Origin of the sequence: Nocardia sp. NPDC056564, assembly GCF_042793755.1 — a bacterium.
Classification (GTDB): domain Bacteria; phylum Actinomycetota; class Actinomycetes; order Mycobacteriales; family Mycobacteriaceae; genus Nocardia.
Window position 1 is genome coordinate 567,301 of the sequence record NZ_JBHTUR010000002.1, and the last position, 21,478, is coordinate 588,778.

At 69.2% G+C, this 21,478-nt stretch carries 24 protein-coding genes; 15 read left to right on the forward strand and 9 right to left on the reverse strand.

Translation table 11 applies throughout. The annotated features are described in order from the left end of the window. Positions 1-129 precede the first annotated feature (129 nt). The gene (locus ACFQ9K_RS06690) at positions 130-306 is read right to left on the reverse strand and encodes a hypothetical protein (protein ID WP_378982880.1); all 177 of its coding nucleotides are present in this window, start codon (positions 304-306) and stop codon (positions 130-132) included. A 95-nt stretch (positions 307-401) separates the two neighbouring features. Then, positions 402-809 (reverse strand): hypothetical protein, encoded by a 408-nt coding sequence (locus ACFQ9K_RS06695; RefSeq protein WP_378720619.1) that lies wholly within the window; start codon positions 807-809, stop codon positions 402-404. Between the two features lie 198 nt (positions 810-1,007). On the opposite strand from ACFQ9K_RS06695, the gene ACFQ9K_RS06700 reads away from it, so the two are divergent. Then, positions 1,008-2,408: a pentapeptide repeat-containing protein gene (locus ACFQ9K_RS06700; RefSeq protein WP_378720618.1), complete on the forward strand. Its 1,401-nt coding sequence runs from the start codon at positions 1,008-1,010 to the stop codon at positions 2,406-2,408. 3 nt (positions 2,409-2,411) lie between these two features. Here ACFQ9K_RS06700 and ACFQ9K_RS06705 read toward each other — a convergent pair whose 3' ends face one another. The 4 genes from ACFQ9K_RS06705 to ACFQ9K_RS06720 form a co-directional block, all read right to left on the reverse strand. Then, a complete protein-coding gene (locus tag ACFQ9K_RS06705; RefSeq protein ID WP_378720617.1) occupies positions 2,412-3,539 on the reverse strand; it encodes an SGNH/GDSL hydrolase family protein in 1,128 nt (375 codons plus the stop codon). 237 nt (positions 3,540-3,776) lie between these two features. Then, positions 3,777-4,172, reverse strand: coding sequence for a VOC family protein (locus tag ACFQ9K_RS06710; protein ID WP_378720629.1), 396 nt, complete (start codon positions 4,170-4,172; stop codon positions 3,777-3,779). Positions 4,173-4,312: 140 nt separating this feature from the next. Further along, complete coding sequence (locus tag ACFQ9K_RS06715) at positions 4,313-5,395, reverse strand: sensor histidine kinase (protein WP_378720616.1); 1,083 nt, start codon at positions 5,393-5,395, stop codon at positions 4,313-4,315. Then, entirely contained in the window at positions 5,392-6,039 is a 648-nt protein-coding gene (locus tag ACFQ9K_RS06720) for a response regulator (protein WP_378720615.1), read from the reverse strand. Before ACFQ9K_RS06720 ends, ACFQ9K_RS06715 begins: the two co-directional genes overlap by 4 nt. A gap of 202 nt (positions 6,040-6,241) precedes the next feature. Here ACFQ9K_RS06720 and ACFQ9K_RS06725 point away from each other — a divergent pair, with 202 nt between their 5' ends. Further along, positions 6,242-7,489, forward strand: a complete 1,248-nt coding sequence (locus ACFQ9K_RS06725; RefSeq protein WP_378720614.1) for a DUF418 domain-containing protein — start codon at positions 6,242-6,244, stop codon at positions 7,487-7,489. Between the two features lie 47 nt (positions 7,490-7,536). Next, complete coding sequence (locus ACFQ9K_RS06730; protein WP_378720613.1) at positions 7,537-8,649, forward strand: alcohol dehydrogenase catalytic domain-containing protein; 1,113 nt, start codon at positions 7,537-7,539, stop codon at positions 8,647-8,649. A gap of 15 nt (positions 8,650-8,664) precedes the next feature. Here the strand turns inward: ACFQ9K_RS06730 and ACFQ9K_RS06735 are convergent, their stop codons facing one another. Beyond that, positions 8,665-9,105, reverse strand: a complete 441-nt coding sequence (locus tag ACFQ9K_RS06735; protein WP_378720612.1) for a MarR family winged helix-turn-helix transcriptional regulator — start codon at positions 9,103-9,105, stop codon at positions 8,665-8,667. A 90-nt stretch (positions 9,106-9,195) separates the two neighbouring features. Between ACFQ9K_RS06735 and ACFQ9K_RS06740 the strand changes: the two genes are divergently transcribed. Genes ACFQ9K_RS06740 through ACFQ9K_RS06750 form a run of 3 tightly spaced genes read left to right on the forward strand, consistent with a single transcriptional unit; the run spans position 9,196 to position 10,395 of the window. Further along, positions 9,196-9,618 carry a hypothetical protein gene (locus ACFQ9K_RS06740; RefSeq protein WP_378720611.1) on the forward strand — a complete coding sequence of 141 codons (423 nt, stop codon included), beginning with the start codon at positions 9,196-9,198 and terminating at the stop codon, positions 9,616-9,618. Between the two features lie 28 nt (positions 9,619-9,646). Next, positions 9,647-9,949 (forward strand): type II toxin-antitoxin system Phd/YefM family antitoxin, encoded by a 303-nt coding sequence (locus ACFQ9K_RS06745; protein ID WP_378720610.1) that lies wholly within the window; start codon positions 9,647-9,649, stop codon positions 9,947-9,949. Further along, positions 9,949-10,395, forward strand: coding sequence for a type II toxin-antitoxin system VapC family toxin (locus ACFQ9K_RS06750; protein ID WP_378720609.1), 447 nt, complete (start codon positions 9,949-9,951; stop codon positions 10,393-10,395). The genes ACFQ9K_RS06745 and ACFQ9K_RS06750 overlap by 1 nt, the downstream gene beginning before the upstream one ends. Here ACFQ9K_RS06750 and ACFQ9K_RS06755 read toward each other — a convergent pair whose 3' ends face one another. After that, positions 10,396-11,217: an alpha/beta fold hydrolase gene (locus ACFQ9K_RS06755; protein ID WP_378720608.1), complete on the reverse strand. Its 822-nt coding sequence runs from the start codon at positions 11,215-11,217 to the stop codon at positions 10,396-10,398. It abuts the gene before it with no gap. Positions 11,218-11,351: 134 nt separating this feature from the next. Between ACFQ9K_RS06755 and dapB the strand changes: the two genes are divergently transcribed. From dapB to ACFQ9K_RS06790, 7 genes are all read left to right on the forward strand, one after another. Continuing rightward, positions 11,352-12,098, forward strand: coding sequence for a 4-hydroxy-tetrahydrodipicolinate reductase (dapB, locus tag ACFQ9K_RS06760; protein ID WP_378720607.1), 747 nt, complete (start codon positions 11,352-11,354; stop codon positions 12,096-12,098). Between the two features lie 22 nt (positions 12,099-12,120). Beyond that, on the forward strand, positions 12,121-12,630 hold the full coding sequence (locus tag ACFQ9K_RS06765; RefSeq protein WP_378720606.1) for a hypothetical protein: 510 nt from the start codon (positions 12,121-12,123) through the stop codon (positions 12,628-12,630). Between the two features lie 344 nt (positions 12,631-12,974). After that, the gene (locus ACFQ9K_RS06770) at positions 12,975-13,430 is read left to right on the forward strand and encodes a flavodoxin family protein (RefSeq protein WP_378720605.1); all 456 of its coding nucleotides are present in this window, start codon (positions 12,975-12,977) and stop codon (positions 13,428-13,430) included. Between the two features lie 165 nt (positions 13,431-13,595). After that, positions 13,596-14,282: a response regulator gene (locus ACFQ9K_RS06775; protein ID WP_150405770.1), complete on the forward strand. Its 687-nt coding sequence runs from the start codon at positions 13,596-13,598 to the stop codon at positions 14,280-14,282. An 86-nt stretch (positions 14,283-14,368) separates the two neighbouring features. After that, complete coding sequence (locus tag ACFQ9K_RS06780; protein ID WP_378720604.1) at positions 14,369-15,562, forward strand: ATP-binding protein; 1,194 nt, start codon at positions 14,369-14,371, stop codon at positions 15,560-15,562. Further along, on the forward strand, positions 15,555-16,574 hold the full coding sequence (locus ACFQ9K_RS06785; protein ID WP_378720603.1) for a hypothetical protein: 1,020 nt from the start codon (positions 15,555-15,557) through the stop codon (positions 16,572-16,574). The genes ACFQ9K_RS06780 and ACFQ9K_RS06785 overlap by 8 nt, the downstream gene beginning before the upstream one ends. A gap of 45 nt (positions 16,575-16,619) precedes the next feature. Then, complete coding sequence (locus ACFQ9K_RS06790) at positions 16,620-17,819, forward strand: winged helix-turn-helix domain-containing protein (protein WP_378720602.1); 1,200 nt, start codon at positions 16,620-16,622, stop codon at positions 17,817-17,819. Here ACFQ9K_RS06790 and ACFQ9K_RS06795 read toward each other — a convergent pair whose 3' ends face one another. Continuing rightward, the gene (locus ACFQ9K_RS06795) at positions 17,820-18,263 is read right to left on the reverse strand and encodes a hypothetical protein (RefSeq protein ID WP_378720601.1); all 444 of its coding nucleotides are present in this window, start codon (positions 18,261-18,263) and stop codon (positions 17,820-17,822) included. It abuts the gene before it with no gap. A gap of 147 nt (positions 18,264-18,410) precedes the next feature. Between ACFQ9K_RS06795 and dapA the strand changes: the two genes are divergently transcribed. Both dapA and ACFQ9K_RS06805 read left to right on the forward strand, forming a co-directional pair. Further along, entirely contained in the window at positions 18,411-19,319 is a 909-nt protein-coding gene (gene dapA, locus ACFQ9K_RS06800) for a 4-hydroxy-tetrahydrodipicolinate synthase (protein WP_378720600.1), read from the forward strand. Between the two features lie 67 nt (positions 19,320-19,386). Further along, a complete protein-coding gene (locus ACFQ9K_RS06805) occupies positions 19,387-21,426 on the forward strand; it encodes an RNase J family beta-CASP ribonuclease (protein ID WP_378720599.1) in 2,040 nt (679 codons plus the stop codon). Positions 21,427-21,478 lie beyond the last annotated feature (52 nt).

A 21,478-nucleotide genomic window follows, 5' to 3' on the forward strand; every position in this document is an offset into this window, starting at 1 on the left:
TTCTCCGGCTTGGAAAGAACGAATGCGTGCGGTTTCCCGAACCGCCGCGAAGGTTGCCCGCCGCACACTGAACCGCCCGCCCGCACCCGCATGGACCCGCTGCGCACGCATCGGTCCGGCCCGGCCGAATTAGCCAGCAGCGACCGGGTATGCCGCCACCGAGGCGATCTCGACCTCGACCGGTTCGTCGGCGATCTCGCCGAACACTCCTGCGGTGTCGTCATCGAACGGGTCGGGTAGGCCTAGTCGCCACGGCGAGCCGGTTTCCCGCCGATCTGCGGCGTGTGCGGCACTATCGCAACCCACCCACGCCCTGGTGCGCGGGGATGTCGAGGACAGCACCCGTCGTGGCGATCGCCGCGCCCGGGCGCTGTTCGCCGATGGCTTTCTGGCACAGGCGCCTAGTTGCCGGGCGCCTCGGTCTCGTGCAGCACCCGCCAGCTGTAGCGGGGCGGGAGGCCCTCGGTGGTCAGGACCGCGGTCGTCCAGCGGTCGGCGTGTGCGCCGTCGAAGTGGTGCCGCTCCATGAAGCGGACGACGGTCACATTGCCCTCGGCGAACAGCACCTCCGCCTCGGAGATCTCGATATCGAGGCCGGGGCGGGCGTTGCGCGCGCGCCGCAGGCCGGACAGGAGTTCGGAGCGACTGAGTCGGGTACCGCCGGTGGTCACCATGGACATGGTGTCGTGCTGAGTCGCGGCGAACCGCTCGAGCACCTCCGGCTCGGCGTCGGTGCCCAACCAGGTGGCGAGCAGCGCGTGCACGGCCTCGACCTCGGCCACCGGATCGAGCGAATCGGGAGCAGGCATCTTCGCAGGGTACTCGAGCGGAACGCGCGCGTAGTCGAGCGACGCGGCGGCCGATCGGTGTGCGTTGTGCGCCATCGGACGCCGGTGAGTCGCATGGAACGCCGCATGTGAAAAGAGGACATTCGAAACGGTCTGGGGCGCAGGGATAGCCGATCTTGTCCGGTAGTCGACCGGCGGCAATGCGGCTACCATGCGCTAATGCGATGGGGGAGGTTGGGCGACCGACTGCACCGCGCGGCGTTGCTGCTCGCGGTGCTGGTGGCGGTTGTCTGCGGCCTCGGCATCGCGGCGCTCACCTGGTGGCTGCTATGGCTGGCCCTCGGGGCGAAGGCCGAGACGCCGAATCAGCTGGATCTGACCAAGATCGCGTTGGCGGTGGCGGCCGGCGTCGGCGGCGCCGTCGCGCTGGTGGTGGCCTATCGGCGGCAACGCGACCTCGAACGCGGACGCTTCGCCGAACTGTTCGGGGCGGCCTCGCGGCAACTGGGCGATTCGGATGTGGCGGTCCGGATCGCCGGGGTGTACGCGATGACCGGGATCGCCGACGAGTTCCGTTCGTCGAGCAGACGGCAGCAGTGTGTCGACGTGCTCTGCGCCTACCTCCGCCTGCCCTATGACCCGGTCGCCGGTGCGAATCATCTGGTGTCGCAGGCGGAAACGGTCAACGAATCGGGACTCCAGGTCGAACGCGTCTACCAATTCCGGCAGAACGATCGAGAGGTGCGCCGCACCATCGTGCAGGTGATCGCCGATCACCTGCAGCGCTCGGCCGAGGTCTCCTGGTCGAACTGCGACTTCACCTTCACCAACGCGGTCATCGAACGCGCCGACTTCCGGCACGCGGTGTTCGCCGGGCGCAAGACCTCGTTCGCCCGTGCGGTATTCAGCGGCCGCACCACCTTCGAACACGCGACCTTCGCCGGTCCGCAGGTCACCTTCCGGGAGGCGACCTTCGACGGCGGACCCGTGTTGTTCGACCACGCGCGCTTCGGTTCGACCCGGCCGGAAAAGGGCGTACGCGCCGACTACGGCACCATTTTCGACGGCGCGCGGTTCGACGGTTCGGTGTCCTTCGAGCAGGCCCGCTTCGTCGGCCCGCGCACCTCCTTCGCCGCCATGCGCACCACCGGGAAGCGAACGTCGTTCCAGGACACCAAGTTCCACGCCGATCTCACCTCGTTCGAGTGCGCCACGCTGGACGGTCAGCACCTCGCCTTCACCGGTGCGGACATCTCCAGCCCGCGGATCACCTTCTCGGGGGCCCAGTTCGAGGCGGGCACCGTCGCCTTCGACGAGACCCGGATCGGCACTCCCGCCCGCATGCGCAACCGCGGCACCCGCGACATCGATTTCAGCCGAGCCGAATTCCACGGCAAGACCACCTTCGCGGGCACCACCTTCGCCGGCCGTTCCGTCGATTTCAGCGAGGGCGACTTCTTCGGCGACATCTCCTTCGTCGACGCCAAGTTCAACGCAGGCGAGATCACCTTCGACCGTCCGACGGCCTGGGTCGGCACCCACTTCGACTGGGACGACATCCCGACCCGCAAGCCGGCCAATGTCAAACCGAACCCGTGGCCGCCGGAGCTGCCCGAGTAAGAACTACACGTCCGCGTAGGGTCGAATTCTGTTCCAGGACTGGGCGTTCAGCCGCCCCAGCGTGTAACCCCGCAGCAGATCGTCGGCGATCTTCCTGGCGATCAGCTCGTACACCGCCTGGGTGGGATGGGCGAGGTCGCTGGTGGTGAGGCAGCGGCGGATCGCCGGCTCGACGGTGTCCTTCTCGCCGAGATAGGGCACCGGGACACCGTGCAGCTGCGCGAATCCGGTGAGGTCGAAGGCCTTCGCGTTGTCGGCGACGTAGGTCATCCAGTCGCACATCCGCACCAGCATCACCTGGTTCGGCGTGGCGCCCGGCTGCGGGTCCTTGGCGGTCATCGGCCAGTGCTGGACGAAGTAGTCGAGTACCTCATTGAACCGGGCGGTGTTGGCCGAGAACTGGTCCACCTTTTTGCGCTTGTCGTCGGCGATCTGATCCTGGAACCGGATCGAGACGGTCGGGCTCGGCAGGTCGATCAGCATGAAGTGGTTGCGATCGGGCGGGCCGGGGAACGCGTTCGCGATGCTGTCGACCAGGCCCTTGACCTCCGCGACCACGGGCGTGATGCCGGTGCCCGCCTTGTCCTTCATCCCGCGCGGAACCTCGAAGACGCCGTCCGCGGAGGTCATGACGTTGCCCTCGGACCGTTCGGCGGTGACGATGTCGTTGAGCCCGATCCAGATGATGTGCATGGTGTCGCCGGTGTACTGATCGCCCAGCGCCTTGCGTGCCTTGATGTACTGCGCGACTTGCGTTTTCAGATAGCCAAGCGCACCGGCCTTCGGACTCCAGTCGGAGCCCGCGATCGCGCCGCCCTCGGCGTAATTGGCATACCGGACCGGCGGATGCGCGTCGACATCGGTCTTCAGCAGCAGCGAGTGTTTGCTCAGGCTGCGGTGGTATAGCGTGGCCTGCTCGGTGAGCTCCTTGGTGGATTGGACCAGCGGATCCGCTCCCGCCCACTCGATGAGGAAGTCCGTCCAGTTCTTGCCGTCGCTGTAGCGGCCGATCTCGTTGGTGCGCATCGCTTTGATGGCACGGGCGAACAGCCCGGTCGGGGCCTCTCGTTTGTTCCCGACATCGGACAGGCTGTCCCCGAGCACGATCAAATTCTGCAGGGCGATAGGCATGGATTTACTCGCAGTTCTGTATCTCGCGCCACCGGCGCGAGTTTCGATAAAGAGTCGCAAAAATGCGAATCCCCGCAAGGCCTTCCGAGTACGTCAAGGGTACTCAGCCGCGGCCCGCGCCACGCCCAACTCGAAAAACAAACCGGCACTGCGGAAATCGTCAGCGCGGGGGACAATTCATAGAGATCAGTCGGTATGCCCGGAGGCGGCAGCCGGTAGCTGCCGCCTCCGGATCATTTAACTCGGCCAGCCACCGTACGGGACGGTGATCAATTCCATGAAGTGGCCGTTGGGGTCCAGGAAGTAGACGCCGCGGCCGCCGTCGTTGTGATTGATCTGGTTGACACCCTGTTGACGCGGGTCGGCCCAGTGCTCCAGGTGGTAGCGCTGGATCTTTGCGTAGGCCGCGTCGAACTCCGGTTCGGAGATCAGGAATGCGTAGTGCTGGGGCGAGATTTCGGTGACGTGCGGCGGCACGTTCGCGAAATCGAAGGTTACCGAGTTGTCCAGCGGCAATGGAATGAACGGGCCCCATTCGGTGCCCAGTTTCGTGCCGAGGATGTCTGCCCAGAATTCTGCGGTCGCTCGATTATCCCGGCAACCGACAATGGTGTGATTGAACTGTACTGACAGGGGAATTTCTCCTTGTGCCGTGACGGTCCCGACCCCGGGCTCGGTACAAGGCGGCCAACGGGAGCACCGTCACAGTCGACGAGGCTAGCAAACGTCCCATGGATTTCGCCAGTATCCAGTGACCCAGAACATGTTTCGGGTCAGCGCGGCAGGCGCAGGGCCGCACGATACCCGCCGTCGGCGGTCGGACCGGACTCGAAGGTGCCGCCGAGCAGTTCGGCCCGTTCGGCCAGGCCGACCAGCCCGTGCCGGGAGCTGGGCAGCGCCACCGCGGGCCGGGTCGACCTGGTGTTGGTGACGGTCACGCCGAAGTGGTCGCTGTCGTGCCACAGCTCGATGATCGCGGTCGCGCCGGGCGCGTGCTTGCGCACGTTGGTCAGGGCTTCCTGCACGGTTCGATAGATGGTGCGCTGGCCGGGCGCGGACAGGTCGTCGGGCAGCTCGCCGTGCAACTCGACCGGAATTCCGCTGGAGTCGAGCAGCTTTCGCAGGTCGGCGAGCGTCGGCTGGGGCGTGAGCTCGGTGCTCTGACCGCCCGCGGCGCGCAGCAGCGTGACCATGTGGCGGAGCTCGTCGAGGGTGTCGACGCTGAGCCTGCGGATGGTGCGGGCGGCGTCGGCCGCGTCGGGATCGGCGGCCGCCACCTGGAGCGCGCCCGCGCGCACGGCGATCAAGCTGACCTGATGGGCGACGACGTCGTGCATCTCGCGGCCGATCTGCGCGCGTTCGCGGGCGAGCACCGCCTGGGCATGCAGCTGGCGTTCGTGATCGCGCGCCTCCTCGATCTCGACCAGCCGATCGGACAGGTCGCGCCGGGTCCGCACGAGCTGGCCGAGCAGCGCCGGCGCGCCCGCCCAGGCCAGCGAGTAGGCGAAGGAGACCAGCGCGCCGCGCTGGTCGAACGAGATGCCGAGCGGCCACGGGGCGGAGGCGGCGATCGAGGTGGCGAGCACGGCCGTCCAGAGCAGCGCGCGGTTGCTGGTGCGTTCGGCCAGGGTGTACAGCGCGACCGCGGGGGCGACGAGGATGTCCAGCATCCAGCTCACCGGCAGCGTGAGCACGAAGGTCAGCAACGGGAAGCGGCGGCGCAGCAGCAACGCCGCGCACGCGAGCACCGCGGCGGCCAGTTCGAGCCGGGTGCTGACGCCGCCGTCGACGAACACATCGGCCGCGGCGATCGCGACGAGCGCCAGGTCGACCAGCCAGGCCGGGAACCGGTTCACGGCAGCAGACCGGCCCGCTGCGCCAGCAACGCCGCCTGCACCCGGCTGGTCACCCGTAACTTCGTGAAGATGGCGCTGACGTGGTCCTTCACCGTGCCGACGCTCAGATGGATCTGCTGACCGATCTCCGCGTTCGACAGTCCGCCTGCGATCAGCACCAGCACCGCGCGTTCTCGTCCGGTGAGCCGTTCGACGCGCGCGGCGTCGGCGTCGATGCCCGCGGCGGTGGCCGGTTCGGCGTTGCGCAGCAGGGCCGCCGAGGCCTTCGGGGACAGCACGACGCCGCCCGCGGCGAGGGTGCGGGTGAGCTGGGCGAGTTGCTCGGGTTCGGTGTCCTTGAGCACGAAACCGGCTGCGCCGGAACGCAATGCGGACAGGATGTAGTCGTCGGTGTCGAACGTGGTCAGCATCGCGACCACCGGCGGATCGGGCGCGGCCCGCAGTTCCCGCAGCACGGTGAGCCCGTCGACATCGGGCATCCGGATGTCGAGCAGCACGACATCCGGCCGGGTCGTCGTCACCGCCTCGACCGCTTCCGCCCCGGTCGCCGTCGCGACCACCTCGATGTCGGCGGCCGCATTCAGGATCATCTCGAAACCGGACCGCACCAGCGCCTCGTCATCGACGACCAGCACCCGAATCACCCGCCACACCTCCCTCGCCGTTAGCTATTCCTGCACGTGAGCCTAGATCCCGCCGCGGAGCCGGCCCGTCGGCGAGGCGGGTGCGACGGCCGACCGGCGGGGATGGTCCAGCCGGTCGGCGGGGCAGCGCCCGCCACCGGGCGGAGATCATCCGGACGCGTGCCGGATACCGGATGAATCGGGCGCTCTCGACGCTGAATGTATGGCACACAACGGAACTCCGGCATCGATGGATGCCGGGATCGGCCCTCCGGTTCGCGCCGGTGCGGCAACCGGCGGTGAGGTGGCGGGGACCGAAGGCGCGGTGCAGGCCGGTGCGCGGTTGCTCGGGGTGGATCTGGCGCGGGGTCTCGCGGTGCTCGGGATGTACGCGGCGCACGTGGGGCCGGATCCGGGCGAGGGCGGGTTCCTGGGCTTCGTCATGGAGCTGACGCATGGGCGGTCCTCGGCGCTGTTCGCGTTTCTGGCGGGGTTCTCGATTCTGCTGATCACCGGGCGGCGGGCGCCGAAGGCGGGCCGGGCGGGGCGGCAGGCGCGGGTCAGAATACTGATTCGGGCGGGGATTCTGCTGGTGATCGGCACCGCGCTGACCGCGACCGGGACAAAGGTGGAGGTGATCCTGGCCTACTACGGGATGTACTTCCTGCTGGCGTTGCCGTTCGCGCGGTTGCGGGCGGGCACCTTGGCGGCGATCGCGGCGGTGAGTGCGGTGGTGTTGCCGCAGCTCGTGTTCCTGGTCCTGACGGATCTCGGCTGGGCCGACGCGGTCAACCGGTTCGATCCGCTGGCCTGGCTCGGCAGCCGGGGCGATCCGATCGGAAGTGGTGACGGGGTCGTCGGGCTGCTGTTCACCGGAAACTATCCGGCGCTGAGCTGGATGCCGTTCGTGTTCGCGGGTATGGCGGTCGCCCGACTCGACCTGTCCGACACCGTGATTCGGGTCCGGCTGGCATCGGCAGGCATCGGTCTCGCGGTGCTGGGGTACGGCGGTTCCGCGCTGGCACTGCATTTCGTGCCCGGCGTGACGGAGCGGCCGGGAATCATGTACGCGCCGTGGTGGTCCGACCTGGCCGATAGTCCGGCGGGCTGGCGATACCAGCTGGGGGCGATGCCGCACAGCGAGACCACGCTGTCGATCGTCGCGAATACCGGTGTCGCGCTTACCGTTCTGATCGCCTGCCTGGCCGTGTGCGACGGTTCCGCGCGGCTGCCGAGGCTCGCCGCACCGCTGCTCGCGGTTGGCAGTATGTCGTTGACCGCGTATGTATTTCACGTTGTGGCGATCGCCATTCTCGGCTTCGACGTACTGCCGGCGGGTTCGCTTCCGGTTCTGCTCGGCCTGAGCGCGATCATCATGATGTTCGCCTACTGCTGGAGCCGGTTCTTCCGCCGCGGACCCTTGGAGTGGCTGCTCCACCGGGCAACCATGGTGGCGGATCGGGTGCGGTAGCGGCCGCCCCCTGTGCCTGGGACAGTGTGGGCGGTAGCGTCGGCGGAATGAAGATTCGTGGGGCGGTCCTGGAGCGGATCGCGGCGCCCGTGCCGTTCGCCGAATCGGCGCCGATCAGCGTGGGTGAGTTGGAGCTGGGCGAGCCGGGCGCGGGGGAGCTGCTGGTCCGGATCGAGGCGGCCGGCCTGTGCCATTCGGACCTGTCGGTGGTCGACGGCAATCGGGTGCGGCCGGTGCCGATGCTGCTCGGGCACGAGGCGGCGGGGCGGGTCGAGGCGATCGGTCCGGGCGGCAGCGATCTCGCGCTCGGGCAGCGCGTGGTGATGACCTTCCTGCCGCGCTGCGGTGAATGTGCCGGTTGCGCGACCGACGGCCGGACCCCGTGCGTTCCGGGCAGCGTCGCCAACAACGCGGGTGAACTGCTCGGCGGCGGGCGGCGGCTGACTCGCGACGGCGCGGAGGTGCACCATCATCTCGGGGTGTCCGCGTTCGCCACCCATGCCGTGGTGGACCGGCGGTCGGTGGTTCCGGTCGACGACGACGTGCCGCCCGAGGTGGCCGCGGTGCTCGGCTGCGCGGTGCTGACCGGTGGTGGCGCGCTGTTGAATTCGGCGAAGCCGGGGCCGGGGGACCGGATCATGGTGGTCGGGCTCGGCGGGGTCGGCATGGCCGCGGTGCTGGTCGCGGTGTCGTTGGCGGCGGACGGCCGGGAGGTCATCGTCGTGGACACGGTGCCGGAAAAGCTCGCGTTGGCAACGGAATTGGGCGCTACCGCGGCGTACACGCCGGCGCAGGTGGCCGAGCTGGGGGTGCAGGCGGAGATCGTGGTCGAGGCCGCGGGCAACATTCGCGCCTTCGAAACCGCCGTCGCCGCAACGGCGCCCGGTGGCACGACGGTGACCGTCGGGCTGCCCGCGCCGGATGCCCGGGCCGCCATCTCCCCGCTGGCGCTTGTCGCGCAAGGCCGTTCGATCGTCGGCAGCTATCTGGGTTCGGCTGTTCCGTCGCGCGACATCCCCACCTATGTCGGCATGTGGCGCGCAGGCCGGCTGCCGGTCGAGCGTTTGGTGTCCGCGCACATCGGCCTCGACGACATCAACCGCGCCATGGACGAACTCGCGGCGGGTCATGCGCTGCGTCAGGTGATTGTCTTCGACTGACCCTGGTCGCCGTACTCAGTGCGGGTCCGGCGCGTCCATCGCGTCGACGAAACGTGCCAGCAAACGCGCGAATTCGGCGCGCTCGGTCGCGGTCCAGCCGGACATCGCCGCGGCCATCGCGGTGCGGCGCCCGGCCCGGGCGGCCGCCATCGCCCGCTGCCCGTCGCCGGTGAGGCGGAGCACGGCGCGGCGCCCGTCGCGCTGATCGGCGACGCGTTCCAGCAGTCCGTGTGCAACGGCCTGGGCGACCAGGCGGCTGGCCCGCGGCTGATCGACGCCGAGGGCGGAGGCCAGGGCGGTGACCGTGGGGGATTCGGCGGCGACGACCGCGTCCAGCACGCGATGCAGGGCGACCGGGATCGGCGAGTCACCGGCCAGCGCCCCGCGGGTCTGTCTGCGGCGTATCCGGATCATCGCCGCCTCGACGGCCTCGGTGATCGCGTCGTGCTCCGTCATCGGTTCCTTTCTCTTGCCTGCTCTTCCCCTCCATCGGATATGCATGTAATAGTACATGTAGTTGTTCAAATACATGCTTTTGGGGGAACCATGGCCGTGCGCCGTCATATCGGTTATTGGCTGGTCGAGCTCGATCGCCTGATCACCGAACGGTTCGACGAGGATCTCGCCGCCGGCGGGCTCAGCCGCAGGCACTGGCAGATCCTGCACTCCTTGTCCGACGGCCCGCAGCAGGCGGGCGAGCTCTACGCCGCGCTCGACGCCTTTCTGGTCGACCCCGCCGAGTGGGACGCCGAGCTCGCGGCGGTCGTCGCCGGGGGCCTGGTCGCCGACGAGCTCGGCACGCTTTCGCTGACCGACTCGGGCCGAAAGCTGCACGACCAGGCCTGGATTCGGATCGGCGCACGCCGCGCGAAGCTGGTCGAGGGCATCACCGGCGAGCAGTTCGCCGAGACCGTGCGGGTGCTGGAAAAGATGGCCGCGAATATGGCTGGCGCCGAAGCCGCACGCTAGCTATTCTCGAATGGTCAAAGTAGTCACAATGGTCGAAACGGGTGATCGGATGGCTCGAAAGCGGTCGGAGCGACCTGACATCGCATGGCCCCTTGCCGACGCGAAGGCCAGACTGTCCGAGTTGATCGACACGGTTGAACGGGAGGGACCCCAGGTGATCAGCAAGCATGGGCGTGAAGTCGCTGTCGTCGTAGCCATCGACGAATGGCGTCGCCGGAACGCGCGGCAGGGGAGTCTGGCCGAGTTCTTCGCCGGCTCGCCGCTCCGCGATGCGGACCTAGTGGTGGACCGGGACAGGACGGATGCGCGGCACCGCGACGTGACCCTGTGATGGCGGCGTTCGAGGTCGAGCCCGCGGGCTACCTCCTCGACACCGACGCCGTCTCGGAGTGGATCAAGCCGCGACCCGACCCCGGCCTGATGCAGTGGTTGCACGAGGCCGACGAGGAACGAATGTTCCTGAGCGTCATCACGATCGGGGAGATCCGCCGCGGCGTGGACCGGATGTCCGACGGACGACGCAAAGCCCGGCTGACCACCTGGCTGTCCGAACAGGTGGCGGACCGATTCGACGAGCGACTCCTACCGGTCGACTTCGCCGTCGCGCAGGCGTGGGGTCGGATCCGCGCCAGATCCGAAGACCTCGGACAGCGTGTGGACGCCGTGGACGGGCTGATCGCGGCCACCGCCGAAGCGCACGGCCTGGCCGTCGTCACCCGCAACCGCAAGGACTTTCAGGGCACCGGCGTACGGCTGCTGTGCCCCTGGGGCGAATAGCTATGTGCGGGAAAGGAACTCGGTCACCAGGTCGATGTAGTCGGCGGTCCGGCTGATCAGCAGGGAGTGACCGCCCTCGGGGAAGGTGCGGAAATCGCAGCCCGGGTGCAGGTCGCGCAGGCGTCCGGTGTGGGTGGTGGTGATCAGCGGATCGTCGTCCGCGCGGAAGAGGAGTGTGGGTCCGGCCCAGGCGGGACCCCGCCTGAGCTCGTCGACGCCCTCGGCGAGTTCGAGCAGCAGACGGTAGGAATTCGCGGCACCGGCGCTGCCCGCCGCGTCCCCGGCCGACACCACCTGCTCGATCCAGAACTCGGCCTCATCGGAATCCGGCCAGGTGCGTCGCAACGCGGTGCGAATCGCCTCCCGTGTCTCCGGCCACGGCGTCGCCGAAGTGGTCTCGACCCGCATCCGCAGCCGGTCCACATCCTCCGGCCCGTACCACCCGGTGCTCGACAAGGTCAGCGACCGGACCCGATCCGGCACCCGACGCGACAGGAGCTCCGCGAACATGCCACCCGCCGACTGCCCGACCACATGGGCCCGCTCGACTTCCTCCGCGTCGAGCACCGCGACCAGGCCGTCGATCAACTCGGCGCAGGTACCGGCGCCCGACGGGTAGTCGGGTGCGATCGTCCGGAACCGCGGCGTCAGCGCGAGGGCCAGCTCGAGCCAGCCGATACCGATCCCCGAACCACCGCCGAGCAGCAGCACCGGATCGCCGGCCCCGCCGACGAAATACCGCCAACTGTGTTGTCCGGCATCGAGTTTCCTGCGGTCGTGCTGCCCGAGGAAGACCGCTGCCCGTGCCCGAATCGAAGCCACGCCCGAGACGGTAGGGGAGATACCGGCGATACGCAAACATGCGCATGTAGCAATGTAAATCACAGAGGTCAGCGGACCGCCGCCCCGGCCAGGTCGATAGGCTGGCACCGACGAAAACGGAAAGAGGAGGTGCGGTGACCATACGGGTCGGAGTGCTCGGGGCGCGCGGCAAAGTCGGACAGGCCATCTGCGCGGCGGTAGCCGCGGCGGCCGATCTGGAACTGGTCGCCGCCGTCGACAAGGAAGACTCGCTCGACGCGTTCACCGCGGCGAACGCGCAGGTCGTCGTCGACTTCACCCATCCCGACGTGGTGATGGCGAACCTGAAGTTCCTGGTGCGCAACGGCATCCACGCGGTCGTCGGCACCACCGGCTTCGACGCCGCCCGCCTGGACGAGGTTCGCGGCTGGCTGGGCGACCGCCCCGACACCGGCGTGCTGATCGCACCGAACTTCGCCATCGGCGCGGTGCTGTCCATGCGCTTCGCCGAGCAGGCCGCCCGGTTCTTCGAATCGGTCGAGGTCATCGAGCTGCACCACCCGAACAAAGCCGACGCGCCCTCCGGCACCGCCTACCGCACCGCCGGCCTGATCGCCGCCGCCCGCGCGCAGGCCGGCGTCGGCCGCAGCCCCGACGCCACCACCACCGAACTCGACGGCGCGCGCGGCGCCGACGTCGACGGCGTGCGGGTGCACTCGGTGCGCCTGGCCGGCCTGGTCGCGCACCAGGAGGTCCTGTTCGGCACCCAGGGCGAGACGCTCACCATCCGGCACGACTCCATCGACCGGTCCTCGTTCGCCCCTGGCGTGCTGCTCGGCGTGCGCGAGATCGCCAACCGGCCCGGCCTGACCGTCGGCCTCGACCCCTTCCTCGACCTGTGAGCGAGCGCATCGAGGTGCGGGCGTGAACGCCGCCGACCCCGCCGCGGACGGAGCCAAGCAGGGCCGGGACGTCATCAAGGTCGTCGCGTTCCTCGCGGTCCTGGTCCTCGTGCTCGGGTTCTACTTCCTGCTGCTCGGCCGAATCGCGTTCAGCCTCATCGGCGCCGGCGGCGTCGCCGCGATCCTCATCGGCATCGGCGTGCTGATCCTGCCGTTCGTCGGCGTCTGGGTCGTCGGGGCCACCGTGCTCGCCGCGCTGGCCCATCAGCGCCTGGCCCGGCGGATGCACGAGGAGGGTGGCGAGCTCGACGTCTCCGCACTGCCGCACCGCCCGTCCGGCCGCATCGAACGCGACGCGGCCGACGAACTGTTCGCCCAGGTCAAAACCGAATGGGAGGCGGACCCGGACAACTGGCGCGTCTCCTATCGGCTCGCCCGCGCCTACGACTACGCCGGCGACCGCACCCGCGCCCGCGCCACCATGCGCCGCGCCGTCGCGCTGGAAAAACTCGAACGCGACCAAGCCCGCTGAACGGGTGCGTGGCGAGCCCTCATTTCGCGAAGTTTCATGAACGCCGATGGCCGCGGATTTCACCCGGTGAACCGACTCCATGCGGTAGTGACGGTTTCAACTACGCGTTCGCGGCGGACCTCGGCCGAATCGGTCGCGGCGCGCGCCGACCCCTCGGTGAATTCGCTCACGTCCGAGGATATTCGGCGGTCGTCAGCGTGGTCGCAGGAGCGCACGGACCGATGGCGGGCACTTCGCTGGATATCCGCGAACCGACTCGTCGCGACGATTCCAGCAAGACCCGCGCTACCTGTCCGCGGCGTGCGCCCGCCCCGCGCGCCGCGACCGGACACTAAGCTCGTCGTGTGGCGCAGCTGCTGATCATCCATCACACGCCGTCCCCGCATATGCAGGCCATGTTCGAGGCGGTGGTCTCCGGCGCGAACGATCCGGAGATCGAGGGCGTGCGGGTGGTGCGGCGCGCCGCGCTCGCGGTCACCGCCTCGGATGTGTTGGCGGCCAACGGATATCTGCTCGGTAGCCCGGCCAATCTCGGCTACATGTCGGGTGCCCTCAAGCATGCCTTCGACACGTTCTACTATCCTTGTCTCGACTCCACCACCGGTCGGCCCTTCGGTTTCTACCTGCACGGCAACGAGGGCACCGAGGGTGCCGAACGCGGGGTGGAACGGGTCACCACGGGCCTCGGCTGGCAACAGTCCGCCGCACCGGTCGTCGTGTCCGGCCCACCCACCAAGGACGACATCCAGCGCTGCTGGGAGCTCGGGGCGACCATTGCCGCGCAACTAATGGGCGACTGACAGTTTTTGTCCCCGAAATAGCTGGCAGTGACAATCGCTGCCGGACGCGATTTAGGGACGGCCCCGATTTCTGGTGTCTGACCATTCGGTGCTTCGGCCCGGCATACTGACAGAACGTTGTTGCGGTGGGGATGTGACGAGTTTGCTCGGGAATGGAGATTTCAGGTGACGTTGGCCGAAGGGGGCAATAACGCACCGCGCCGGATCGGAGTGGTCGAAGACCACGAATCAGTAGCGATCGGACTGGCCGCAATGCTCGCGCCCGAACCCGATCTCGACCTGGTGCTCACCGCAGGCACGGTGCCCGAGTTATTGGCCGCCGCTCAAGATCTACCGCAACTGGATCTGGTCGTGCTGGACCTGCGCCTGGCCGACGGGTCGACGCCCGAGGACAACGTGCGCGCCCTGCGTGACCGTGGCATCGAGGTGCTGATCTTCACCGGCGCGGACAACGCGTTCCTCGTGCGGTCCGCCGCGCGGGCCGGTGTGCTCGGTGTGGTGCGCAAGTCCGAGGACGTGCAGACCGTGGTCGCCGCCGTGCGCCGCGCGGGTTCCGGCGAACAGGTGGTGACCACCGACTGGGCCGCCGCCATCGACGGCGACCCGCAGCTGTCCGACGTCGGGCTCAGCCCGCGTCAGGAAGAGGTGCTCACGCTGTACGCGTCCGGCGAGAAGGCTTCCCGGGTAGCGCGATTGACCGGTCTGTCCGAACAGACGGTCAACGACTACCTCGGCCGCATCCGGCAGAAGTACGCCGACGCGGGCCGTCCGGCGCCGACCAAGACCGACCTGTACAAGCGGGCAGTGGAGGACGGATGGCTTCCGGTGCCCGAGCGGCATCCACGCGGATGACCGCGTCCAGCATGCTGGACACCCCGACCCCCACTGTGTCACTCGAGCGCCTGTCTCCGAGCCGTTGGCGCAGGGGCGCGGCTCCGGTGTCCAAACAGAGTGGTTACGAGGGCGCGTCCGATCGAATTCTGCGGCGCTTCGGCTTGGCGATCGGCATCGCCGGCGTGATCGTCGCGGTGGTGGAACTGCCGGAGATCGCCGACCAGAGCAGGCTGATCGCGGGCGGCTGGACGATCCTGACGGTGGTCCTGGCGTTCGGGTTGTTCCCGGTGCTGGCCGCGGTGTCGATAGCGTCGAGCAGGCAACTGATCCAACTGGTTTCGGGCGCGGCGGCGGTGAGTTTCCTCGCCGCCATGGCGGTGATCCCGCTCGCGTATCCGGCTCCGGCCCCGGAGGCCTCCTCGGTGTGGCTGTACCGGGTGCTCGCGCTCGGTGTGCTCGCGGCCGTGCTGGCCTGGCGCCCGTTGTTCGCGGTGATCTACCTGGTGATCGGTGCGGCGCTGTCGGCGTTCGCCAACGCCTTCGTGCTGCCCGACTCGACGCCCGTGGTGTGGGCGGGCGATTTCGTGCGCGCGGCCGGACTGTGCGCGCTGTTCCTGTGGTGCGCCATCTACGCGAAGGCCGCCGCGGACCGGGTGGACCGGGAGTCGGCGATCGAGAGCAGGCGGGCGGCGGCGGTGGCCGGCGCCGCGGCGCGCGATCGGGAACGCGCGCGGTTCGCCGCGCTGATCCACGACGCGGTGCTGTCCACGCTGCTCGACGCGTCCAGGGCGGGCACCGACTCGCCGGTGCTGCGCAGGCAGGCCGAGCGGACACTGGAACAACTCGACGAATGCCGGGTCGGCGACGTCGAACCGAATCGGCTGGACGCGCAGTCCGCCACCGGCTTCCTGCGATCGGCGGTGCACGAGGTCAACCCCGGCATCCGCTTCACCGCGCGCCGCTGGTCCGGATTCGACGACCTGCGACTGCCGGTGGACGCCGCGGGCACCATCGCCGCCGCGCTCACCGAGGCGGTGCGCAACAGCTTGCGCCACGCCACCGTGCCCGGCCGGGAGGTGCAGCGCACCGTCACGGTGACGATCAGCGCCGGCGGCATCCGGGTGGTATTCCGGGACGACGGCGCGGGTTTCGATCTGGGTCAGGTGCCCGCCGATCGCCTCGGCATCTCGGTGAGCATCCTCGGCCGGATGCGGCAGCTGGCCGGCGGTGCGGGCTTCGTGGAGTCGCAGCCGGGCGAGGGCACCACGGTGACGTTGGTGTGGGGCAGCGATGGCTGACCAGGACACCGAATTCGGGCTGCGCGATCTGCTCGGACTGCGGGATCCGGCGGCCGGGCTGTTCCTGCTCATCCTGCAGGCGACCATCGTGCTGTACATGGTCCGCAACTTCGGCGATTCGCCGCTGATCGCCGCGGTGACCGCGCTGGTGCTGCTGGCCGCGGCCGGGGTGCTGGTGCTGGTCATCCCGGTCGATCCGCTGCCGTTGCCCGCCACGATCTTCGTGGCCGCGTCCGGACCGCTGGCCACCGCGCTCACCTGCTTCGATGCCGAGCACGGCTGGTCGAGGCAGGTGTGGACCGCGTTCGCCTCGTCCTACGTGCTCGCGGTGCTGGTGCTGCGCGGGCGGCTGGGCGCGGCGTGGCTCGGGGTCGGCGGTGTCGCGGCGGTCATCGCGACGGTCGGCGTGGTGAACGGGCTGAGCGGCGGGGTGGTCGCCAGCTCGATCGTGCCGATCGCCACGGTCGCCGGCGTCTCGCTGTTCGCGGTGATCATGCGGCCGACGCAACGCTCGTTGCGGCTGCTGCGCGAGGAGTCGACGATGCGCGCCGCCGCCGAGGCCACCATGGCCGCGGAGAACGGCGAACGCGACCGTCAGCTGGCCCGCCTGGACAAGGTGGCCCGGCCGATCCTGGAACGCATCGCCGACGGCGTCGAACTCACCGCCACCGAACGCGAGCAGTGCCGATTGCTGGAGGCCGAGCTGCGCGACGGCCTGCGCGCCCCGCAACTCGTCACCGACGAGCTCAGCAGCGCCGCCCGCGGCGCGCGCTCGCGCGGCGTGGAGGTGGTCCTGCTCGACGACGGCGGCTTCGCCGGCGTGCCCCGCTGGGTCCGTCAACAGGTAATCGAGGCCGCGACAAAGGAATTGGACGCCGCCAACGCCGGCTCGGTCACCGTCCGCGTGCTCCCCATGGGCCGGCGCATCCTCGCCACCGTCCTGGCCAACGCTCCCGACCAGGACCGCCGCACCGAGATCGACGCGGCGGGCAGCATCAAGATCTCCACCTAGGCCCGCTCGGCGAAGCTTGTCGGACCCCCGTGGCATATTGCAGGGATGCGGAAGTTCAGTGTCGCGGCGGCGCGGCGGATCGCGCTGGCGGCGCAGGGGTTCACGGCCCGGAAACCGGTGCGGGCCACCCGGCGGTCGGTGCTCGGGGTGGTCGAGAAAACGCAACTGCTGCAACTGGATTCGGTGTCGGCGGTGGTGCGGGCGCACTACGCGCCGGTGTTCAGCCGGATCGGGGCCTACGATCGGTCGCTGCTCGAGGACGCGGCGTGGAGCCACAACGCGCGGCGCCCGCGGCGGCTGGTGGAGTACTGGGCGCACGAGGCCGCACTGATCCCGGTCGAGGACTGGCCGCTGATGCGCTGGCGGATGAAGCGGTTCGAGAACGGACGCTGGTCGGCCGCCACCAAGGTGGTCGAGCGCAATCCCAGCCTGGGCAGCGACATCCTGGACGTGCTCACCGAGGTCGGCCCGTGCACCGCGGGCGACGTCGAACGGCATCTGGAACTGGACAAGCCGCGCGGCGGCGGTTCCTGGTGGAACCTCAGCGACACCAAGACGATCTGCGAGCAGCTGTTCGCCGCGGGCGCGCTGTCGATCGACAAGCGGGTCAGCTTCGCCAGGTACTACGACCTGGCCGAACGGGTGATACCGCCGGATATCCTGGCGCGCACCGTTTCCGAGGAGGACGCGATCCGCGAACTGCTGCTGCGCGCCGCCACCGCGCACGGCATCGGCACCGAGACCGACCTGCGTGACTACTACCGGCTACAGCGCAGCCAAACCGAACCGGCCATCGCCGATCTGCTCGACGCGGGTGAGCTACACCAGGTCGAGGTCGAGGGCTGGGACAAGCCCGCCTATCTGCGCGAGGGCGCGGCCATCCCGCGCCGGGTCGAGGGCGCGGCGCTGCTGTGCCCGTTCGACCCGCTGATCTTCTTCCGCGCCCGCACCGAGCGCCTCTTCGATTTCCACTACCGGCTGGAGATCTACACCCCGGAACCCAAACGGGTGCACGGCTATTACGTTTTCCCGTTCCTGCTGAACGGCGAATTGGTGGGCCGGGTCGACCTGCGCGCCGAGCGCGCCGCGGGGCGGCTCTCCGTCCCCGCGGCCTTCGCCGAGCCCGGCCACGACACCCCCGCCACCGCGCACGCGCTCACCGAGTCGCTGCGCGACATGGCCGACTGGCTCGAACTGGACAAGGTGGTGATCGGGTCCAAGGGCAATCTCGCCCCGTTCCTGTGATCAGACGTCCCGCTTCTGTCCGTAACCGCGCATCTGGTCGCGCAGGGCGCCCGAGACCGCGCCGGACAGCCAGGAGTTCAGCGACTGGTTGCTCTGTGCGGCAGCCTCTTCGGCCTTGGACTTCAGCGTTTCGACCAGCCGCAGCGTGACCCGGCTGATGTCACCGGTCATTTCGTCGAAGGTCGGATGATCGTCGGCGGACGCCTTCTTGCGCAGATCGACCTTGGCCTCGGTGCCGTCGAAGGACAGGTGCACCGTGCGGTCGCCCAGTTCGGTGCTGAGTTCGTTGGCCAGGTCGGACAGCGCGGCAAGTAGCACCAGCCGGGCCGAGCTCTCGGTCGCCGCGGCCAGCGCCGCCGCGGTGGCCTGGGTCTTCTCGTCGCCGAGGGCGGCGGCCGCGATCAGGTCCTCGCGCAGGCGAGCGGTGTACTTGTTCAGATCCATGACATCAGTGTGGCGTCATATTTGATGTCACGCAAGGACGGGAATGACATCACGATAATGCCGTGGGTGACCACGCGCCGAACCGGCCGGTCACTTCGGTGGCGACGGTGTCGAGGGTGTTCCTTCGACCGGGTAGCCTTTCTGACCATGACGAACGGTGAATCGACGCAGAACGAGCTGCGCGCGTCCGGCACGGTAGGTGTCGCGATGGTGACCCCCTTCAGCGCCGACGGCAAGCTCGACGTCGATGCCGGGGTCGCGCTCGCGGCTCACCTGGTCGATCGCGGTGTCGACCTGCTCGCGATCTCCGGCACCACCGGCGAGTCGCCGACCACCACCGAACAGGAAAAGGCGGATCTGCTCCGCGCCGTCGTCGAGGCGGTCGGCCACCGGGCCACCGTGATCGCGGGCGCGGGCACCTACGACACCGCGCATTCCATCGAACTCGCCCGCAACGCCCAGCGGGCCGGCGCGTACGGCCTGCTGGTGGTGACGCCGTACTACTCGCGTCCCTCGCAGGAGGGCCTGCTCGCGCACTTCACCGCGGTCGCCGACGCCACCGACCTGCCGGTCACCCTCTACGACATTCCGCCGCGCTCGGTGGTGCCGATCGCCAGCGACACCATCCGCCGGCTGGCCGAGCATCCGCGCATCGTCGCCGTGAAGGATGCTAAGGGCGACCTGAACGCGGGCGCCGACCTGATCGCGAACACCGACCTGGCCTTCTACTCCGGCGACGACACGCTGAACCTGCCCTGGCTGTCCATCGGCGCGACCGGATTCATCAGCGTCATCGGACATCTCGTCCCCGAGCGGCTGCGTGAGCTGCTCACCGCCTATACCGCGGGCGCGGTCGAGCGCGCCCGCGAGATCAATGCCGGCCTGGTGCCCTTGAACTCGGCGATGTTCCGTTTGGGCGGTGTCGCGATGAGCAAGGGCGGCCTCCGCCTGCTCGGGATCGACGCGGGCGAGCCGCGGTTGCCGCAGTTGATGCCGAACCCTGAACAACTCGAGTTCCTTGCCGCCGATCTACGGGCGGCGGGGGTACTCGGATGAGAGAGCGGAGCGAGCGAATCACCACACAGCAGAGTGAGCTGAATACCCAGTGCATCGAGGTTCGGTCATGACCGAACCTGTCGCACGTCGTCCCCGTCGGACCGCGTCCCGGACCGCCGGTCCGCCGCCGCCGGCCCCCGTCGAGCCGCCCAAGCGCGTCGAGAAGCCGGCCGCCCAGCCCGAAGTCGCGGTGCAGGCGCAGGTCGCGCAGTCGCCGGCGGCCACGTCCGAGCCGGCGGCGCCGAAGACCGCGCAGCCGCGCAAGTCGGCGGCGAAGAAGTCCGCGCCGGCCAAGCAGAGCGCCGCACGCGCGGAAGCCCCGCCCAACGGCCAGCAGGCGCGCAAATCCGGTCGCGGCCGTCAGCAGTCCGGCCGCGGTCGCGCCGAACAGTCCGCGCCGCAACCGGATCCGCGCGCCGCGGCGCTCGCCCACGATCGTCTCGGCGCACCGCCGAAGCTGGCCAAGAACGGCCTGCGCGTCTTCGCGCTCGGCGGCATCGGCGAAATCGGCCGCAACATGACCGTTTTCGAGTACGGCGGCAAGCTGCTCATCGTCGACTGCGGCGTGCTGTTCCCCGAGGACCAGCAGCCCGGCGTCGACCTGATCCTGCCCGACTTCCGGCCGATCGAGCACCGGATCAACGACGTGGTCGCGGTCGTGCTCACGCACGGTCACGAGGATCACATCGGCGCGGTCCCGTTCCTGCTGCGGCTGCGCGCCGACATCCCGGTGGTCGGCTCCAAGTTCACCCTCGCGCTGGTCGCGGCGAAGTGCCGGGAGCACCGCCAGCAGCCGAAGCTGATCGAGGTCATCGAGGGCCAGCACACCAACCACGGCCCGTTCGACTGCGAGTTCTTCGCGGTCAACCACTCCATCCCGGACGCGCTCGCCGTCGCCATCCGCACCCCCGCGGGCGTCGTGCTGCACACCGGTGACATCAAGCTCGACCAGCTGCCGCTGGACGGACGCCTCACCGACCTGGCCGGTTTCTCCCGGCTCGGCGACGAGGGCGTCGACCTGTTCCTGGTGGACTCCACCAACGCCGAGGTGCCCGGCTTCGTCACGCCGGAACGCGAAATCGGCGGCGTGCTCGACACGGTGATCGGCAAGGCGCGCAACCGGGTGATCGTCGCCTCCTTCGCCAGCCACGTGCACCGCATCCAGCAGGTCGTCGACGTGGCCCAGAAGTACAACCGGCGGATCTGCTTCGTCGGCCGCTCGATGGTCCGCAACATGCAGATCGCCCAGGACCTCGGCTACCTGACCGTGCCGGAGAGCGTGGTCGTCGACCTCGACCAGGCCGCGACGCTGCCCGGCGATCGACTGGTGCTGATCTCGACCGGTTCGCAGGGTGAGCCGCTCTCGGCGCTGTCCCGGATGGCCCGCGGCGATCACCGCCAGATCAACATCCGCGCGGACGATCTCGTGGTGCTGGCCTCCTCGCTCATCCCGGGCAACGAGAACTCGGTGTTCGCGGTGGTGAACGGCCTGGCCAGGCTCGGCGCCACGGTGATCACCCAGCAGAACGCCAAGGTGCACGTCTCCGGGCACGCGTCCGCGGGCGAGCTGCTCTACCTGTACAACGCGGTGCGCCCGACCAATGCGATGCCCGTGCACGGCGAATGGCGGCACCTGCGCGCCAACGCCGCGCTGGCCATCGCGACCGGCGTGCCGGAGGACCGGGTCATGCTGGCCGAGGACGGCGTGGTGGTCGACCTGGTCGACGGCATCGCCTCGATCGTCGGCCGGGTGCCGGTCGGGCACGTGTACGTCGACGGCCTCTCGGTCGGTGACGTCGGCGAGTCGACGCTGTCGGACCGCCTGGTGCTCGGCGAGGGTGGTTTCATCTCGATCACCGTGGCGATCGACGAGACCACCGGCAAGGCGGTGAGCGCGCCGGAGGTCAGCGGACGCGGATTCTCCGACGATCCGACGGCGCTGTCCGACGCGGCCGAACTGGTCGAGGCGGAGTTGCAACGGTTGGCCACCGAGGGCGTCACCGACATCCACCGGATCGCGCAGAGCGTGCGGCGCGTCGTCGGCCGCTGGGTCGCCGACACCTACCGTCGCCGCCCGATGATCGTGCCCACGGTCATCGGCGTCTGATCAGAACAACGAAAAGCGCCGGAAGCCATTGGCTTCCGGCGCTTTTCCGTGG

What these genes read in the sequence shown, in the direction of transcription:
- ACFQ9K_RS06735 (WP_378720612.1), bottom strand. Translation starts at nt 9,105, where the DNA reads ATGACGGAGCACGACGCGATCACCGAGGCCGTCGAGGCGGCGATGATC.
- dapA (WP_378720600.1), top strand. Translation starts at nt 18,411, where the DNA reads ATGACGAACGGTGAATCGACGCAGAACGAGCTGCGCGCGTCCGGCACG.
- ACFQ9K_RS06805 (WP_378720599.1), top strand. Translation starts at nt 19,387, where the DNA reads ATGACCGAACCTGTCGCACGTCGTCCCCGTCGGACCGCGTCCCGGACC.
- ACFQ9K_RS06795 (WP_378720601.1), bottom strand. Translation starts at nt 18,263, where the DNA reads ATGGATCTGAACAAGTACACCGCTCGCCTGCGCGAGGACCTGATCGCG.
- ACFQ9K_RS06700 (WP_378720618.1), top strand. Translation starts at nt 1,008, where the DNA reads ATGCGATGGGGGAGGTTGGGCGACCGACTGCACCGCGCGGCGTTGCTG.
- ACFQ9K_RS06695 (WP_378720619.1), bottom strand. Translation starts at nt 809, where the DNA reads ATGCCTGCTCCCGATTCGCTCGATCCGGTGGCCGAGGTCGAGGCCGTG.
- ACFQ9K_RS06790 (WP_378720602.1), top strand. Translation starts at nt 16,620, where the DNA reads ATGCGGAAGTTCAGTGTCGCGGCGGCGCGGCGGATCGCGCTGGCGGCG.
- ACFQ9K_RS06740 (WP_378720611.1), top strand. Translation starts at nt 9,196, where the DNA reads ATGGCCGTGCGCCGTCATATCGGTTATTGGCTGGTCGAGCTCGATCGC.
- ACFQ9K_RS06750 (WP_378720609.1), top strand. Translation starts at nt 9,949, where the DNA reads ATGGCGGCGTTCGAGGTCGAGCCCGCGGGCTACCTCCTCGACACCGAC.
- ACFQ9K_RS06785 (WP_378720603.1), top strand. Translation starts at nt 15,555, where the DNA reads ATGGCTGACCAGGACACCGAATTCGGGCTGCGCGATCTGCTCGGACTG.
- ACFQ9K_RS06725 (WP_378720614.1), top strand. Translation starts at nt 6,242, where the DNA reads ATGGCACACAACGGAACTCCGGCATCGATGGATGCCGGGATCGGCCCT.
- ACFQ9K_RS06705 (WP_378720617.1), bottom strand. Translation starts at nt 3,539, where the DNA reads ATGCCTATCGCCCTGCAGAATTTGATCGTGCTCGGGGACAGCCTGTCC.
- ACFQ9K_RS06730 (WP_378720613.1), top strand. Translation starts at nt 7,537, where the DNA reads ATGAAGATTCGTGGGGCGGTCCTGGAGCGGATCGCGGCGCCCGTGCCG.
- ACFQ9K_RS06745 (WP_378720610.1), top strand. Translation starts at nt 9,647, where the DNA reads ATGGTCGAAACGGGTGATCGGATGGCTCGAAAGCGGTCGGAGCGACCT.